The 16,820-nt window shown below is 71.4% G+C and carries 14 protein-coding genes; 3 read left to right on the top strand and 11 right to left on the bottom strand.

Annotation, left to right across the window (positions count from 1 at the left end; all coding sequences use genetic code 11):
• Positions 1-16 precede the first annotated feature (16 nt).
• From AB0P41_RS27555 to AB0P41_RS27505, 11 genes are all read right to left on the bottom strand, one after another.
• Positions 17-1,651 (bottom strand): class I adenylate-forming enzyme family protein, encoded by a 1,635-nt coding sequence (locus tag AB0P41_RS27555; RefSeq protein WP_365934691.1) that lies wholly within the window; start codon positions 1,649-1,651, stop codon positions 17-19.
• A 10-nt stretch (positions 1,652-1,661) separates the two neighbouring features.
• A complete protein-coding gene (locus AB0P41_RS27550) occupies positions 1,662-2,390 on the bottom strand; it encodes a methyltransferase (RefSeq protein WP_356710399.1) in 729 nt (242 codons plus the stop codon).
• On the bottom strand, positions 2,387-2,917 hold the full coding sequence (locus AB0P41_RS27545; RefSeq protein ID WP_365934690.1) for a hypothetical protein: 531 nt from the start codon (positions 2,915-2,917) through the stop codon (positions 2,387-2,389). Before AB0P41_RS27545 ends, AB0P41_RS27550 begins: the two co-directional genes overlap by 4 nt.
• Positions 2,914-4,041 carry a beta-ketoacyl synthase N-terminal-like domain-containing protein gene (locus AB0P41_RS27540; RefSeq protein WP_365934689.1) on the bottom strand — a complete coding sequence of 376 codons (1,128 nt, stop codon included), beginning with the start codon at positions 4,039-4,041 and terminating at the stop codon, positions 2,914-2,916. The genes AB0P41_RS27545 and AB0P41_RS27540 overlap by 4 nt, the downstream gene beginning before the upstream one ends.
• Positions 4,038-4,343, bottom strand: coding sequence for a hypothetical protein (locus AB0P41_RS27535; protein WP_356710394.1), 306 nt, complete (start codon positions 4,341-4,343; stop codon positions 4,038-4,040). Before AB0P41_RS27535 ends, AB0P41_RS27540 begins: the two co-directional genes overlap by 4 nt.
• Entirely contained in the window at positions 4,267-5,670 is a 1,404-nt protein-coding gene (locus tag AB0P41_RS27530) for a class I adenylate-forming enzyme family protein (RefSeq protein WP_365934687.1), read from the bottom strand. The genes AB0P41_RS27535 and AB0P41_RS27530 overlap by 77 nt, the downstream gene beginning before the upstream one ends.
• Positions 5,667-7,253 carry an amino acid adenylation domain-containing protein gene (locus AB0P41_RS27525; RefSeq protein ID WP_356710390.1) on the bottom strand — a complete coding sequence of 529 codons (1,587 nt, stop codon included), beginning with the start codon at positions 7,251-7,253 and terminating at the stop codon, positions 5,667-5,669. The genes AB0P41_RS27530 and AB0P41_RS27525 overlap by 4 nt, the downstream gene beginning before the upstream one ends.
• Positions 7,253-9,418 carry an aminodeoxychorismate synthase component I gene (pabB, locus tag AB0P41_RS27520; RefSeq protein ID WP_365934685.1) on the bottom strand — a complete coding sequence of 722 codons (2,166 nt, stop codon included), beginning with the start codon at positions 9,416-9,418 and terminating at the stop codon, positions 7,253-7,255. The genes AB0P41_RS27525 and pabB overlap by 1 nt, the downstream gene beginning before the upstream one ends.
• A gap of 78 nt (positions 9,419-9,496) precedes the next feature.
• Complete coding sequence (locus tag AB0P41_RS27515; RefSeq protein WP_356710386.1) at positions 9,497-10,405, bottom strand: hypothetical protein; 909 nt, start codon at positions 10,403-10,405, stop codon at positions 9,497-9,499.
• Positions 10,395-10,676 (bottom strand): phosphopantetheine-binding protein, encoded by a 282-nt coding sequence (locus AB0P41_RS27510; protein ID WP_356710385.1) that lies wholly within the window; start codon positions 10,674-10,676, stop codon positions 10,395-10,397. The genes AB0P41_RS27515 and AB0P41_RS27510 overlap by 11 nt, the downstream gene beginning before the upstream one ends.
• A gap of 86 nt (positions 10,677-10,762) precedes the next feature.
• Positions 10,763-11,797, bottom strand: a complete 1,035-nt coding sequence (locus AB0P41_RS27505; protein WP_365934683.1) for a 4'-phosphopantetheinyl transferase superfamily protein — start codon at positions 11,795-11,797, stop codon at positions 10,763-10,765.
• A gap of 529 nt (positions 11,798-12,326) precedes the next feature.
• On the opposite strand from AB0P41_RS27505, the gene AB0P41_RS27500 reads away from it, so the two are divergent.
• The 3 genes from AB0P41_RS27500 to AB0P41_RS27490 all read left to right on the top strand — a co-directional run bounded on the left by AB0P41_RS27500 (position 12,327) and on the right by AB0P41_RS27490 (position 16,711).
• Positions 12,327-13,367 carry a glycosyltransferase gene (locus AB0P41_RS27500; RefSeq protein ID WP_356710381.1) on the top strand — a complete coding sequence of 347 codons (1,041 nt, stop codon included), beginning with the start codon at positions 12,327-12,329 and terminating at the stop codon, positions 13,365-13,367.
• A 120-nt stretch (positions 13,368-13,487) separates the two neighbouring features.
• Positions 13,488-15,374: a condensation domain-containing protein gene (locus AB0P41_RS27495; RefSeq protein WP_365934681.1), complete on the top strand. Its 1,887-nt coding sequence runs from the start codon at positions 13,488-13,490 to the stop codon at positions 15,372-15,374.
• Between the two features lie 182 nt (positions 15,375-15,556).
• Positions 15,557-16,711, top strand: coding sequence for a helix-turn-helix domain-containing protein (locus AB0P41_RS27490; protein ID WP_356710377.1), 1,155 nt, complete (start codon positions 15,557-15,559; stop codon positions 16,709-16,711).
• Positions 16,712-16,820: the final 109 nt, after the last annotated feature.

Here is a 16,820-nt window from a genome sequence, read left to right as displayed (position 1 = left end):
CGGCACTGCGGTGCGATCAACACCTGTGGGCGGCCGCGGCAGCATACGCCTCGCGGAGCCTGCGCTTGAGTACTTTTCCGGTGACGCCCACCGGGATCGACTCCTGTTCGGCCGACCGGAGTTCGGCGAGCGGCGGCTTGTCCAGGCCGCTGAGGATCTTGTTGGCCCGGTCCAGCATTCCTTCGGTGCCGTGGCCGTCGCGGAGGTGGACCAGGACGACGGCGCGGACTTCCCCGTCCTGTTCGGACGCCACCACGACGCAGTCGTCGAGCTCCGGCAGATGGGCGAGCAGAATCTCCTCGGTGAGCACCGAGTAGACCGTTCCGGCCGCGGTGTGTATGGCGTCGACCGCCCGGTCCACGTGATAGAAGCGGGCCGCCCGGTCCCGGAAGACCAGGTCGCCGGAGAGCCAGTAGCCGTTCAGCAGGCTGCGATAGGTCTTGTCCGAGTCGTTCCAGTAGCCGGGGGTCACCGTCGGGCCCTTCACCCCGAGCAGCCCGACCTCGCCCACCTCGGCCGGTGTACCGTCCGGCCGCAGGACGGCGACCTCGGCGAACGGTTGCGCGACGCCCAGGCAGCGGTGCGGCGGGACGACTCCGGGGATCGTAATCAGGCCGAGCACACCGCCCCAGCCCAGCTCCGAGCTGCCGAAGCCGTCCACGAACATCGAGCCGGGCACCGGTTCGGCGCCGACCCGGTGCTGGCCGCGCTCGACCAACCTGGCGATGTGTGCGCGGTGCGAGGCATCACCGACGCTCACCCAGCGCTCGACCAGGTCGAGACCGGGCGCGTCGGTCTCCCGCAGCGCCAGCTCGGCGAGCGTCACCGCGAAGCCGACCACGATGGTCGCGCCGTAGCGGCCCGCCGCCGCGGTCACCGCACTGCTGCTGCGGTCGGACATGAGTGCCAGGGGCACGCCGGAGAGCATCGCGAGCAGGGCGTAACCGATGGCGGAACCGTGCGACTGCGGCAGCGCGGAGAGGATCAGCGACTGCGCATGGTCCCGGAACCCGGTCAGGTGGGCCCTGATGCCCACCATCATCTGCGCGTGGGCCCAGATGACCGGCTTCGGTGTGCCGGTGGTGCCCGAGGTGTGGCAGATCAGGACGGGGTCGCCCGGCGCGTGCCGGAACGGCGCCGGTACCGGCAGGTCCCGGGACGGAACGGTGGCGTCGGTCGAGGACACCCAGAAGCTGTCGCCCTCCGCCTCGAACGCGCCGCCGAGGCGCTCCAGACCGATGGCGTCCGTCTGGAGCCCCACCGGCGCGGTCTGCCGGAGGTGGTTGAGCGCGATGCCGGCCTCCATCTCGCCGTTGACCAGGACCGCGATCGCCCCCAGCCGGCTGAGCGCCAGATAGTGGACCAGGTCGTCGGCGCTGTCCCGGAGGTACACCCCGACCCGGTCGCGGGGGCCGACGCCGCGGTCGGCGTACCAGGCGCTCCACGCGTCGACCAGCTCGGCCAGGTCGGCCAGGCTCAGCCAGTCGCGCGGGACGCCGTGCGCGTCCCGGATGCGCAACTCGGCGTAGAGGTAGGGAGCGTGGACGTCCGGACTGACCCGCAGCGCCACCTCCAGGGCGTTGCCTCCCCCCAGCGTCGGCTCGGCGGCGATGGCGTGGCGTACGTGGGACGGGACAAGCGTGGTCCCCACCTGGGATCTCCTAATCGTCACTGGGCACTAGTTCGAGAAGCTGGTAGGCCATGCCGCGTACCCGGTCGCCCGAGGTGCGCAGGACCGAGATCCGGTAGCCCGCATCGTCGGCCAGCCGACGCAGCGTGTCGTGGTCGCCGAGGTCGCTGGAGCCGAGAAGCAGCCGGCCGCCGGCGGTCAGCCTGGTGGCGGCTTCGGCCAGGTACCGCTGGTGCGCGCGGTAGCCGGGATCGAATACGGCCCGCCGCAGGCCCTCCCGCCTCTCGTCCTGGACCCGGGCGGGAGCGGTGGCGGCGCCGGGGTCGATGAAGGGGGAGTTCCAGAAGACCAGGTCGAACCGGTCCTCCGGCCGGAGGCCGTCGAAGACGTCGCCCCGGTACACCTCGATCCGGTCGGACAGCCCGTGCCGGGAGGCGTTCAGCCTGCTGTTCTCGACGGCCGCCTCGCTGATGTCCGTGGCGACGACCCTGGTGCAGCCCTCGGCCGCGGCGCTGACCGCGGTCACGCCGGTGCCGCTGCCCACTTCGAGGAACGAGCCGCCGACCGGGAACGGGATGGACTCGGTGAAGAACGCGGTGGACTCGCAGTAGTTCGGCGCGAACACCCCGGGCAGCAGGTCCCACTCCCGGTCGTGCAGCCGGAAGGTGGCCGGTTCGGTGACTCCGTCGGCTGTGCTGTTCACCAGCCAGGTGCCGCGCACCAGGGCGGCCCGCGAGGGCCGGGCTCCGGAGGAGGTCATGGCGTTCCCTTCCGCCCGGCCGGTCCTGGTACCGCGCGCATCAGGTCGGCGCGGGCGAAGCCGAGCGCCGGGTCGGGACGCATCTCGACCACGAGGCCGAGCACCTGGTCCGCGCCGCCGTCGGCCAGGATCACCCGGGCCAGCTCATGGACCTCCGCGCGAACGTCGTCGAGGGCGGCCACACAGCTCACCGGGCCGGTCAGCCGGTAGTCGCGGGCGATCTGGCCGAGCACGGCGGTGGGCACCGCCTGGTAGAAGAAGATCGGGTTGACCCGTTTGCGGTTCACGTGCTCGACGGACAGCTCCAGGGTGACCGTGTCGAAGTACTGCGAGCCCAGGACGATCGCACACCGGTCGCCGGCGTCGGTGAGCAGGTGCTCCGAGCGGGCCTCGCCGACGCACGCGCGGACGGCGGCGTACACCAGGGGCGCGAAGTCGGACTCCATGAACCCGGGCAGCCTGGGCAGTTGCGGGCCTCCGTGCACCGTAGCCCCGGCGACGGTCTCCAGTTCCGGCAGCGTCGTCATGCCGCCGCCAGCAGGATCGCGGCGTTGACCCCGCCGACCGAGGAGTTGAGGCTCAACGCGTAGGGCACGTCGATCCGTTCCGGGGATGTGACGTGCCGGAGCGGGTGGCGGGTGTCCGGCCGGTCGAGCCCCGCGGTCGGCGGCAGCACCGAGGAGCGGATCGCCAGCAGCGAGATGACCGCCTCCAGGGCTCCGCTGGCTTCGAGCGCGTGGCCGGTCGTGCTCTTCGTCCCGCTGACGTACACGGTCTCCGTGTGGTCGCCGAGCGCGGTGTGCAGCCCGGCCGCCTCGGCGGCGTCGTTGAGCGGGGTGCCTGTGGCGTGGGCGTTGACGTAGGTGAGCCGGTCCGGGCCGATGCCCCCGCGTCGAAGGGCCCCTGTGACCGCTGCCGCGGCCCCGGCCCCCTCCACGTGCGGCTTGGCCACGTGGAAGGCGTCGTCGGTCATGGCCCAGCCGGCGAGCCTGGCCAGGGGCTCGGCCCCGCGTGCGCGCAGCCTCTTCCCCGATTCCAGCAGCAGCATCGCGGCGCCGTCGCCGAGCAGCACGCCCTTGCGGTCCTGGTCGAACGGGCGCAGCCGCCCGTCGGCGGCGAGCGCCTGCGCGGCGTCGAACAGGCCGAACGCCTGCCGGTCGACGAGGAAGGCCCCGCCCGCGAGCACCGCCTCGGCAGCCCCCGTACCGACCAGTTGCGCTCCATGGATGAGGGCGTTCGTCGCGGCACAGCACGCGTTGACGAAGGTGCGCCGCGGCGTGCCCAGACCCAGCCGGTCGGCGACCCGCGCGGTGGTCCCTGCGGCCGAATCCGGCTCCAGCGAGGGCGCGCGCACCTTGGTCGCCAGAACGAGGGGAACGTCCGCCGGACCGCGCAGGCCGGCCATGTCGAGCGCCTGCCTTCCGCATGCGCTCGCCACTTCGACCGTCCCGGTGTCGTGCCGGCCGTCCAGGAAGTACGCGTCGGCGTCCTGCCAGGTGGCCGCCCGGTCGGTGCGGCAGTGGGACACGTCGAAGCGGGTGACCGGGCGGAACGCCGGCGTACCGGCGAAGGCTCCGGCGAGGAGGGCGTCCGGCCCGAAGCCGAAGGCACCGAACACGCCGAAGCCGCTGACGAAGACCTCCGCGGTCATACGGACCCCGTTCCGAGACCGCGGTTGACCAGGGCCTGCAACCCGGCGACGGAGTCGACGCCGGCGGTCTCGCCGCTGAGCTTGACCACGACGCCGTGCCGCTCCTCCAGCAGGTGCTGGATCCAGATCGCGGCGTAGGAGTCGATGACGAGCAGGGTGTCGCCGTCTATGGTCTCGGGCAGTCCCGCGTCCTCGCAGTCGGCCAGGATGGCGAAGAGTTCGTCCCTACTGATTCCCTCGGGCGGCGTCGTCGGCTGCTGCTGTGCGCTCTCGGAATGCGGAGAGGAGCTGTACTCGGTCACGGACAACCTTTCCGGTCGGTGTCTCGATGAGTCGGTCCTGCAGGTAGTACCGCTTCGCCTTCAGCGGGTTCATCCGCTCCCGGCACCAGGCCGCGAGTGCCCGGTCCGTTAGCCCGTTCCTGATCGCCACGTGGGCTTCGACCACGGTCCCGAACGTCACGACCGCGGCGGTGACGTCAGGGTGTTCCTTGAGCGTCTGCTCGATCTCCATCAGATCGATCTTGATGCCGCCGATCGCCACCACGGAATCCGCGCGGCCGAGGATGGTGACCGCGCCGGTTGCCCCGTCGATCACCGCCCGGTCGAACGTCCGCAGCCAGCCGTCGGTGAAACGGGGCACGCCGTCCTCCACGAGGTACGGGGTGCCGTCCATCCGGACGCAGAGCTCGCCGTCGGTCACCCGGACGTCGATGCCGGGGGCGGGCCGGCCGACGGACGGAGCCGGGAGCAGGCCGGCGAGGTCGGCCGTGATCACCCCGACCTCGGTCATGCCGTACACCTGGCCCAGGCGGCAACCTGTTGCCAGCCGGAACCGCTCGGCAACGGCCGGGCCGGTGGCCATCCCGGCGCTGGTGGCCACGCGCAGCCGCGGCAGCCGGGGCAGTTCCGCCGTCTTCCCGATGAGGTCGAAGTGGGTCGCCACACCGAACACCGCCGTCGGGTCGAGCGCCACCGCCGCACGGGCGATCGCGGCACCGTGCTGCGCGGACGGGATGAGCACCGGCAGGCCCGCCGCCAGGCCGTGGAGGATGCCGCCGATCAGGCCCCAGGTGTGGACCGGCGAGCACAGCAGGAGCAGCCGGTCGTCCTTGCCCGGCATGTCTTCGATGTCGGCGTACCGGTCGAGCTCCGCGTCGAGCGACGCCGCCGAGCGGCCCACCACCTTGGCCCGCCCGGTCGATCCGGAGGTGAACTGTACGAGGCACACCTGGTCCGGCAGCGGGGACGCGTCGGCCAGCGGCTCGACGGCCAGCTCGGACCGGCCGGTGAAGTGGCCCCCTGCGGCCGAGGCGCGCACCCGAAAGGCCGGCCTGCACAGCCGGGTCAGCGACGCGGTCTCGGCCTCGGTGAGCCGGTGGTCCAGCAGCATGGCCCGGGCGTCCAGCCGCCAGATCGCCAGGACGAGGGCGAAGAGGCCGGCGTCCGGGCTGAGTTGTACCGCCACGCAGACGCCGGGCCGGACGCCGTGCCGCACGAGCAGACCGACGCACCGGTCGACCTCCTGGTGCAGCGCCGCCCGGTCGACGGTTCCCGCCTCGTCGCCCCACACCGGTTCGGCCGAGACCTCCCCGCACAGACGGGCACTCAGTTCCGTTGCGGATGTCATGATGTCCGGCTCCGTTCTCCGCTCGACGCGGTCGCTGGCTCGACGGCCCGTCCCGCGCCGGCGGCCACCGGGCGGTCGAGTGCGGCCCGGACCAGCTCGGCCACGGCCCGGCGGTCGACCTTGCCGTTGGCGTCGCAGGGCAGCTGGTCCACGGTGAGCACCCGCCGGGGCACCATGTAGGCCGGAAGGTCCCGTACGAGTGCGGCACGCAGCGCGGCCGGGTCGCTCGACGGGGCCACGCAGACGGCGTACAGCGCCAGCACGTCGGCGTCCTCCCGGACGGCCACGACCACGGCGAGGGCGACGCCGGGCAGGGACAGCAGCGCCGCCTCGATCTCACCGGGTTCCACCCGGTAGCCGTTGATCTTCACCTGGTGGTCGACGCGTCCGAGGAAGCACGGAACGCCGTCGATCCAGGTCACCCGGTCCCCCGTCCGGTACCAGCTGTCCTTCGGAACCGCCGGATCTCCCTCCGGAGGGGGCGAGGGGTGGAACCGGCCGCGATTCGCCGCCGGGTCCAGGTATCCGTCGAAGCGCTGCGGTCCCCGGACGCACAGCTCGCCCTCGGCGGCCGGCTGCCCCGACTCGTCGAACACCACGTATTCGAGACCCGGGTAGGGCAGACCGATCGGCACCACCCCGTTGGGCGTGGCCGGCCAGTCGCCCGGGTCCGCGGGCAGGGTGACGTCGCTGCAGAAGATGGTGACTTCGGTGGGCCCGTAGGCATTGGTCAGGACGCTCCGGGGCGCGGCGTCCTTCCAGGCGCGGGCCTGCTGCCAGGTGAGCGACTCACCGCCGAACATGCTGTGCCGCAGTGACGGCATGCTCCCGGGCAGCAGCCTTCCGCCGGCCTGCGCCCTGCTGATCACCGAGGGCACCGCGTACCAGTGGGTGAGGGCGTTGTCCGTGACGAACCGCACCGGCCGCAACAGGTCGTTCCGGTTCGGCACGACGAGGGTCGCGCCCGCGGACCAGGCCGCGAAGAGGTCGAACACGGAAGGGTCGAAGGTCAGGTCGAAGAACTGCGAGCACCTGGACTCCGGGCCCAGACCGAACCTGTCCCGGACCGTCTCCAGGAACGCGGAGAGGTTGCGCTGCCGGATCGGCACCCCCTTGGGCGCGCCCGTCGAGCCGGAGGTGAACAGCAGGTACGCCTCCGCCTCGGGGGCGTCGACCAGCGGTGGGGCCGGGGCCGGGGCTGGTTCCGGCACCGCCGTCGGGTCCACGGCCAGCACGCGGACGCCCTCGGTGTCGGGTACGGTCAGTCCGGGTGCGGCGACCACCAGGCCGGCCCCGGAGGCCGCCAGCATGTGGCGCGTCCGTTCCTGCGGGAAGGCCGGGTTGAGCGGGACGACCGACGTGCCCAGGCGCTGGACGGCCAGATAGCCGACGAAGCCGAGCAGGCTCCGCCCGGTCATCAGGCCGATTCTCCGGTGCGCGCTGTCCGACCGGGCGTGGATGTGCGCCGCGAGGGATTCCGCCATCTCGGCGAGCCGGCGGTAGCTGTAGCTCTCTCCGTCGATCTCCAGGGCCGTCCGGGTTCCGTGACGGGCGACCGACGCCTCGAACCGGTGATAAAGCATCACGGCGTCTCCCGGAGCGAGAAGGAGTAACGGGCCGTCAAACGGGTCGATGACACGGGACCGCCGCTGCTCTCCGCTCCGGCCGCGTCGCACCCCGGCGGATCCGCACCGAGCAGGGTGAGCAGCGGCGTGGCCTTGACGACCGTCTCGTCGAACTCCGCGACGGGGTCGGACATGGACACGATCGCGCCGCCGACGCCGTAGCTGACGCGGCCGGGCCGCGCCACGAGGGTGCGGATGGCGATGCTCAGGTCGACGCCTCCGGACATCGAGAAGTACCCGATCGCACCCGAGTAGATCCCCCGGGGACCGTCCTCCAGTCGGTCGATGATCTCCATGGTGCGCAGCTTCGGCGCGCCGGTCATCGAGCCTCCGGGGAAGGCGGAGCGGACGCAGTCGACCGGGCTGCGGTCGTGGCGCAGCCGTGCCGTCACGGTGCTGATCAGCTGATGGACGGTGGCGTAGGTCTCGACGGCGAACAGTTCCGGGACGGCCACCGACCCGACCACCGCCACCTGTGCCAGGTCGTTGCGCAGCAGGTCGACGATCATGAGGTTCTCCGCTTGGTCCTTCTCGCAGGTGGCCAGGTCCTCCCTGAGCGCCCGGTCCTCCTCGGCCGTGCGGCCACGGGGGCGGGTGCCCTTGATCGGCCGGGCCTCCACCCGCCGCTCGCCGTCCACGCGCAGGAAGCGCTCGGGGGACGTACTCAGGACCGAGAGGTCGCCCAGGCGCAGCAGCGCGGCGAACGGAGCCGGATTGTCCCGGCGCAGCGAGGTGTACGCGGACCACACGTCGAGCGTGGTCTCTACGTCGATCATGTTGGTCAGGCAGACTTCGTAGCTCTCGCCCGCGGCGATGGCGTTCTGGCAGGACTCGATGAGTCCCAGGTAGTGGCCGCGTTCGTGACGCAGCGCCAGGGGCACCCCGGCCGGCTCCGGCCGCGCCGCCGGGGGGCGGGGGGTGCCGGGCAACGCCTCGATCCGGGCACGGGTGGCCGCGAGCCAGTTCCGCGCCGGTGCGTCGTCCTCGGTGTACAGGGCCAGCAGGTACGTCGTGGCGGTGCTGTGGTCGAAGACCACGCTGCGGGGCGCGAACAGCAAGCACGCATCCGGGTGCTCGGAGCGGTGGCGCGGTCCGCCGGCGCCGCACTGGGCCTTGAGCTCGTAGCCGAGGTAGCCGACCCACCCTCCCCGGAAGTCGAAGGGGAGGTCCTCGCCCCCGACGACCTCGGCGGTACGCAGGCGGTCGTCGAGCCAGTCGAGGAAGGGCCGGACCTCGCTGTGGCTGCGCTGTCCCGACCTGACGGTGACCGTGCCGGCGGCGACATCGGCAGTGGCCACCTCGGCGAGCGGGCCCTCGGCCGCCCCCATCACGGAAAAGCGGCCCAGGCGCGGATCGGGCCGGCTGCTGTCCAGCCAGAACGCCTCGGGCCGGTCGAGGAACAGCGCCTCGTAGACCTGCTCCGCGTCGGGTCCGGTGGGGAACTCCTCGACCAGCAGCCGGTACGTCACCCGGCGCTCCGGGTCCGGTCCGCCGGGGCGGGCCGGCCGCGGGAGCCGCGGGCGGGTGGTCCGGCCGTTCCGCAGGTTCCACTCACCGCTCAGCTCGGCGAAGTTGGCCAGCAGGCGGTGGCCGTGCCCGGTCGAGATGGACTCGGGGTGGAACTGCACGCCCCACTGGGGCCGTTCCCGGTGCCGCAGGGCCATCAGCACCCCGTCGGGCGTCCAGGCGAGCGCCTCCAGATCGTCCGAGAGGCGGTCGACCGCCCACGAGTGGTAGCGCACGACCTCCTGCGGCGACGGTACGCCGGCGAACAGCCCGGTGCCGTCGTGGAAGACGGGCGACTTGCGGCCGTGCCGAGGCTCCGGGGCGAGCGCGATGGTCCCGCCGCCGAGCATCGCGATGCCCTGGTGTCCGAGGCAGACCCCGAGCAGCGGTATGCGGCCCGCCGAGATGACGTCGCTGCAGATGCCGAAGTCCGCCGGGACGCCCGGTGTTCCCGGCCCGGGGGAGATGACGACGTTGTCGAACCCGTCGAGGTGCTCCGCACGCCATCCGGGCTCGTCGTTGCGGATGACGGTGGGCTCGGAGCCGTTGATCTCCCCGAGGTAATGGGCCACGTTGTGGGAGAAGGAATCGTAATTGTCGATGAGAAGAGTTTTCATACGCACCCCTGGGACGAGTCTTCCGGAGTGCCGGATGACGTCCGGACCCGGGCACGGCTGTGGGAAGGCCGCTACCACTCACCCGACGTCGGTCAGCGGCCGGTAGCGGGTGAGCAAGGAGACCTGGGCGGGGACGTCGGCGTCCTGGACGAGGTCGATCCATTCCTCGGCGATCCGGATCACGGCCGAGTCCAGGACCTGGGTGGTCGGCACTTCACCGGGTGTGAGCACCCCCCACCGCTCCAGACTCGTGATCAGGAAGGGATCGAACGCGGCCCATGTCCCGTCCAGTCGGAACTCGGCCCAGAAGTGCGGCGCGGAGTAGGGGCTGGACAGCAGCAGCCCGAAGCTGCGTCGGGCCTCCCAGCCCTCCTCGACGCCCCGCCGGAACAGGTAGCGGCTGGCCAGTTCGCAGTTGGCGAGGGAGGTGTCCGCGAGGAAGGACAGGTCGCCGTACAGGTCCACCGGCAGGATGTGGAACTGGAACCTGTCCATTTCGGCGAAGAGCGGCCGCAGTTCCGGCGGCGCATCCCCGGGCCGTCCGGTGGCACAGATGTCGCGGCGCAGCGTGAACCGCCGCGCCGTGGGGCCCGCGTCCACCCCGAGGGCGAGTACCGGTTCGGGGAGCCGGAAGTCGCACGGATGCCCGGTCTCCGAGGAACCGCACTCCGCGGAGACCTCGACGTCGTAGCGCATCGGTGTGTCGTCCACCATCGCACGGAAGATCTGGGGCCAGCGCCGCATGGCGAGGTGGCGCGGCGAGGGCAGGCGCAGCGCGAGCGCGACGTTGTCCAGGTCCAGCTGGTCGAAGTACCGGTTCCCGGCCGACGCGTGGTGGGGGAACCCGAGATCGAGGAGGTCGGACAGCAGCGGCTCGCCGATCCGGTAGATCCTCGCGGCGGTCGACGTGTCCTGGTCGTATGCCCGGTACTTCTCGGGGACCCTGCGCACCCGGTCCACGACGTCCTGAAGGGATTCAGCGTTCACCCGAGTCCTCCCGGAGCCCGGAAACGAGGTTCCACAGGGCGGCGGGCGACGAGAAGACCTCGAAGGTCAGGGCCTTGTCGGGGATCAGCACCCCGAAGGTCTCCTCAACGGCCACCATGAGCCGGACGACCGTGAGCGAGTCCAGTCCGTACGCCGCCAGATCGCTGTCCGCCCGGAGGGGGACGTCCGATCCTGTCAGACCGTCCAGATTCTTCCGCAGCACGGCCTCGAACTCGGGATCCAGCGCGGCGGACGCGGGTTGCTCGGGCATAGGCGGACTCCCTGTTGCCATGGAAAACTCCTGAATGTCGAAACCGGTGCGGCGTGGCCCTCGGCCACGGTCACCACGTGAACTCCTCAGTCCACCGGGGCGAATCGGTCCGGGCTGAGGCCGGCGAGATACCGGTGCATGGCCCGCGCCGAGTTCAGCGTCTGCATGACCTCGCCCTCCGGCGGCTGCAGGTCGTAGCCGAAGCGCTCCCCGAGCTGGTGCTGGAGCCAGACGAAGCTGAATGAGTCGATGGCTATCGGCGTGTCGTAGTCGACGGAGGCCTCGCCCGTCTGGAGGGCCATGCACTCGGCGATGACCGCCGTCATGTCGTCGCGCGTAATCATCACTTCTGCACGCTCCAGCCTTCTGAACGAAGAACATTCACTTCGGGGATCGGTCTTCGGATCAACGGGCGCTCCCCCGCCGGCCGGCCGCGTGAGGCCGCCTCCACCGGCTCCGGACCCACGGCCCGCGATGGTCACCGCGGTGAGGATCAGACCGTTCAGCACCAGCCAGCGGCCGGTCAGCCGGTTGAGCTCCAGTCCGTCGGCCGAAGGGCCCTTCCGGTGCAGTTCCGCCGTGAACGTCTGCGTACGCGGAATGAAGTCGAGGACGGCATCGTGGAATTCGAGCCGGCTCCGGGCCACGGGATACCAGGCTTTGTACACGGATTCCTTGGCGCTGAACGCCAGGCGGCCCCAGTGCACATGAGGGAACTCCTCGCCGAGTTCCGCCAGACGTGAGGTCTCCGCAGGACCGGCGATTCCGGCGAGCATGCCCTCGGGCATCGGTGCGTGTGGCTCGGCGTCGATGCCGACCGAGACGAGGCGGTTCTCCGCCGCCAGGGCCGCGGCCCGGTAGCCTTCGCAGTGGGTCAGACTTCCCACGACGCCGACCGGCCAGCGGGGTTCCCGCCGCGCCCCGACCGGGATGGCGGTCGGGGCGATCCTGAGCCCGGCCAGCGCCCGTCGGGCGCAGTGCCGGGTGGTGGTGAATTCGCGCCGACGCCTCTCGGCGGAGCCGCGGATCGCACGTTCCTCCTCCGGGAACAACTCGGCCCCCGGTGGATCGTCGAACGCTTCGGCGACCGCCACGCAGCCGGGCAGGATGCCTTCGATCATCAGCCGGCACGCCGCCGTCGGCAGTCGGGCCCGTGCGCCGCCGCGGGCGGCGGGCAGGTCCCGAGGACGGTGCTGTCGGACCGGGGTCGGCGCATGGAGCCTCCTCATCGGGAGAACGGGATGGGATCAGGAGGTCCGCCGGCGTCGGCAGAACGTGAACAGTGAATCCGCCTGAACTCGCACGGCAAGGAATCCCGTGCCACTTGATCTTTGCCATTGTGTCATCGAAATGCACCGCGAAGAGGTCGCCAGGACGGCGAATTGTGCACGGACGCCGATTCCGGTTCCGGTCACAACTGCACTTGGGAGGCAGCACAGTCGGGGCCCGGATCGGAAGAGCCATTCCCCCTCACCGGCAGCAAAGAGGAGGAGCGGGGCGAAAGGTGCGCACGACAACCGGCTCGTTGACAAACAGTCGGGCCTGATATTTGGTGGCGGCCGAAGATAAGAAGGCGGGGCGAAGTTTTCGACCACCGATACGCAGAGGGGGAGGAATTCCGTCGAGCTTCCCCGAACCCAAGGAGGACACGTGCCCGAGGCACCACCGCAACACGGGATGTCGGTCGTCGTCCCGGTCAAGGGCCGCGTGTCACTGATGCGTGCGCAACTGGTCTCACTCCGCATCGCCATGGACCACAGCCCCGAACCCTCGGAAGTCATCGTCGTCGATGACTCGGAACCGTCCGACGCCGCACTCCATCAGGCCAACTGCCATGAGTTCGGAGCCCGTTACGTGCGAGGGTCGCGCCACGTCGGCGCCAAGCGCAATCTGGGCGTCGAACGCGCCGCGTACGACCTCGTGCTGTTCACGGACTCGGACTGCCGGGTGCCGCCGGACCTCATCGCACGCCACATCAGCACGCTGCGCGGCGCCGACGCCTCCGTCGGAGGAGTCGCGGGGCCCACCTTCGTGGAGCCGCGGCAGTCGCCGGCGAACCGGGTCATGCGCTGGTCGAAGCTGATCAACGACGACCTGGAACGCCCGCAGCGGTGCGCGACGGTCACCTGGGCGACGACGACGAACCTCGCCGTGCGTCGTGAAGTGTTCATGGAAGTCGGCGGTTTCCCGTCCGAGAGCCTGGACCACGTGGGCGGCGAGGACTGCGACCTCGGCATCAAGATCTCCGACGCCGGATACAAGATCGTGTGCGACGCCGGGGCGGTGGCCGTCCACGACCAGGACATCGTCGGCTCGCTCTCCTCGGCGGGCCGCCGGCTCTACGGTTACGGCCGCTCCGAACAGTGGGTCTGCTCCGTCCATCCCCACCATCGCCGGCCCGCGCTGAACGCCTTCACCGTGGCCACGGCGGCCGCCGTGGCCGGAGGGGCGCTGGCGGCCCGCACCAGGGGGCGAAGCCTGCTCGCGGTGCCCGCCGCACTCGGCGTCCTGGTGGCCGCGCGCGCCCACCGGCTACGGGGCGACGGCGACTCATGGGCGGACGGAGCGGTCGAACGCCTCGCCTGCGCCTCGGTGGACCTGATGTTCGACCTCGGCGGGTTCACGGCGGCGGTGGAGCTGCGCCGGCCGAGCATGCTGTTCACCGGTCTCCAGGCCGCGGACGGCGACTGAGGGCGCCCCCGTGACTCAGGGGAGCGCGCGGGGAGACCGGCCTTCGCGTACCGGCCACCGGCCCGGTACCCCGTCCGACCAGATGCACTGCGACAGCGGTGCCGAGAGAGGTGGCCACCCATGCACGCCAACAGGATGAATCCGGACGAGGAGAAGGCGACATTCGCCGGAGGGCTGGAACGCACGGGCCCGATGCAGTCCGGCATCGGCCAGCTGGAGTGGGTGAACTACCAGGCCGGTGGCCGGGGTCATCACCCGAACCACGAGTGGGCCGTCCCCGTGCCCGAGGGACTGTCGGACGAGGCGGTCGGCGGTGCGGTGAGCGACCTCCTGCTCCGGCACGAGGTGCTGCGCACCGCTTTCGACGCCGATGGCGAGGGTGCGCCGCAGCAGCGCGTACACCGGAACGTTCTCGCGCCGCTGCCCGTCGTCGAGGACGGGGAAGCCCGGCGCCTCTTCTACGAGAGCCCGTTCGACGTCGCCGACGAACCTCCGATCCGGTTCGGCCGCGCTCCGGAAGGAGAGCTGGTCGCCGCCCTCGCCCACATCGCGGCCGACGGGATGGGGGGCTGGATCCTGCTCACCGATCTCAACGAGCTGCTGGCCGCCCGGGCCGAGGACCGGGCCCCTCGCCTGAGCGCGGAAGCGCCCCAGCCGATCGAGCGGGCCCTCTACGAGCGGGAAGCCGGCCGGCCACGCGTCGAGGCCGCCCTGAAGTACTGGCGCACGGCGCTGAAGGGCTTCCCGGTGACGTCGGTGCCGCTGAGCCGCACCGCGCCCGGAGCCGACATACTGCGCGCGACCATCGAGTCGCCCGCCGCCACCCAGGCCCTGGCCGCCCTGCAGCGCCGGCTCTCCGCGACACCGGCCTCGCTCTTCACCGCGGCCGTGTACACCGCTCTGGCGGTCCAGTTCGCTCGGACCCGGCTGGGGCTGAGCATGACCTGGTCGTTCCGGGAGCACCCGACCACTCAGGACGTGGCCGCCGCGGTCTTCCGGGACATGCCGTTGATCGTCGATCTCGAGGGCAGGCCCTCGTTCTCCGAGGTGCTCCGGCGTCTGGAGAGGTCCCTGCTCCTCTCGGGACGGCACATGGGCTTCGACGTCCTGGAGTTCCATGAGTGCGCGGGGCACGTCGATGCCGAGCGGGGCAGCTTCCTGTCCGGACCCGAGGTGGTCGGCTCCACCATCTACGGCGTCGACTGGGGCTCCGTGGACCAGAGCGGCGATCCACGGGACCTGCTCCCGAAATCGCAGGTGGTCCTGGAGCGGACCAACGGGTTCGGGGACGGCTGCAATCTGTACATCAGCGCCTACGTCGAGGACGAGCGGGTCCACATTCACTCGCGCTTCGACGCGTCCATCCCGGGAGCCCGTGACGACGCGGGGTTCGTCACCCTGGTCGAGGCGATCCTGGTCCATGCCTCCGTGTCCGGCGACCTGGCCTTCGAGGAAGCCGAGGCATTGGCGGCCGACCCCTGGCGACCGGGTGCGCGCTGGGCCTTGGTCGACGGCGTCTGGGTGGACCTCGACTGCATCGCCGACCGCCTGCGGGCGCATCCCGCGGTGCGCCACGCCGACGTCCGCGAGGAGGACGGCCGTGTCACCGCCCAGGTGGGCACGGACCTCCAGCCGTGGGAGCTGCGCGACCATCTGCTCTCCGCCGACAACGGACGCGGCGCCGTACTGAGCCCGCACCGCTTCGTGGTCGCTCGCACCGACGGGACCACGGTCACCGGTTCGGGCGCGGACCGTCCGATGAAGGCTCCGGCGGGAGCGGCCGAGGAAGCCCTAGGCAAGGCGGTCGGTGCGGCCAACGACCTGACCGAGCCGACGATGGCCGGCACGTATCTGACGGTCGGCGGCCGGCTTCACCTGGCCCCGCGCGTGTTCACGGCGCTGCGGGAGAGCGGGTTCGAAGGCCTCACGATCGAAGACCTGCGCCGTCCGACGAGCCTCACGGCGCTTGCCCGCCTGCTGCGACAGGTCCCGGAAGAGCGGACCTGATCGTTCGGACCTCGCAGCGCACCGGCCTCGGCCCCCGGCCGGGGGTTCCGCAGATCGGATCCAACCAGACCTGCCGGGAAGGCGGTTGTGCCATGTAGGCTCACCGCGAATTAAGAGAGCGCTCTCTGGTTGATGGTGGCAAGCATGGCCGCAGCACCTGCACAAGAGGAAGAAGGTGTGCAATGACGGACACCATGGGCGACCTGGCCACAGTCGGTCGAGTCCGCGCCGAGACCGACGCCCTGGCCGAGGAGATCGCCTGCGCCGTGCTGGCCGAGTCCGCTCCCGGCGGATCCGCCCCGGCGGACCGGGAGCGCCTTCTTCCGTTCGCCCGGCACGCCGTCGAGGAGGCCCTGGAGGCAGCCGGCCGGCCGCCCCGGGGCGGCTTCCGCGCGGGGCAGGGCACGGAGCCGCCGACCGCCCCGCGGTGGGACTCCCTCGCCCCGGACCTGGTCCGCACGGTGCGCCAGACCGCTTTCGCCCGGACCTGGCGCGTCCTCGTCGACGGGGCGGACGCGGCAGAGCGGATCGGGCTGCTGCGCGTCGCGGCCGAGTTCTTCGAACAGGCCGGACACGCGCAGGCGGCTTCGGCCCCGACGCGCCGGGACCCGGCGTCCGCGGGGAACGAGGCCCTGTACCGGGAGGTCGCCGAGGCGCTGCTCGACGGCCGCCCGGCCGAGCCGCTGGCGTCCCGCCACGGCGTCAGGCTCGCCCCCAGTTACGCGGTGGCGCTCGTGCGGCCGCGGGAACCGCGGTGGCGCCCGGCCATCGACCGCTACGCCATCCTGACGGCGGAACGCCAGGACGCCGAGGTCCTGTTGCTGCCGACCCTCCTCCCGGTCCCGTGGGTTCGGCTCCGGGCCTTCTGCGAGCGGATGCTCGACGGTGTCGTCGACGTCTCCCGGACGCGCGCCTCGGTGGCTTCGGCGCAGACCCACGAGCACATTCCGGCGGCCCTGGAGGAGGCGAGGACCGTCCAGCACGTCACCGATGTCCTCGAATTCGATGACGGCGTACACCAATTGTCGGACATGCCCGTCGAGGCCGCGCTCACCAGATGCCCGGACCTCGCCCAACTGCTCATGAGCCGCCTGGTTCCGCTGCACGGCAACGGGGCCTCTCTCATGCACACCCTGCTGGTCTACGTGAATCTGGGGCAGGACCGCCGGTGCACGGCCCAGGCCCTGCACATCCACCCCAACACCCTGGACTACCGCCTGCGCCGGATACGCGAACTCACCGGGCTGGCACCGACGGTGCCGCAGGACCTCCAGGCCTTGCTGTCGGCCATGACGGCCTGGCGGCTCGCCCGGGGTCCGATCACCGCGGCCACGTGAACGTCCGCCGGGAGTAAGACCGTGTCCTATGTGGGGCTGGCTCGTTGAGCTCGTCATGGGGCGGGGTACGTGGAGTTGGATTGTTCCGGACGGGCTGTGGGAGATCGCG

It is taken from the genome of Streptomyces sp. NPDC079167, from assembly GCF_040686735.1.
GTDB lineage: Bacteria > Actinomycetota > Actinomycetes > Streptomycetales > Streptomycetaceae > Streptomyces.
Note: the sequence above shows the minus strand (reverse complement) of the source record. Positions and strands in the feature narration are given on the sequence as shown.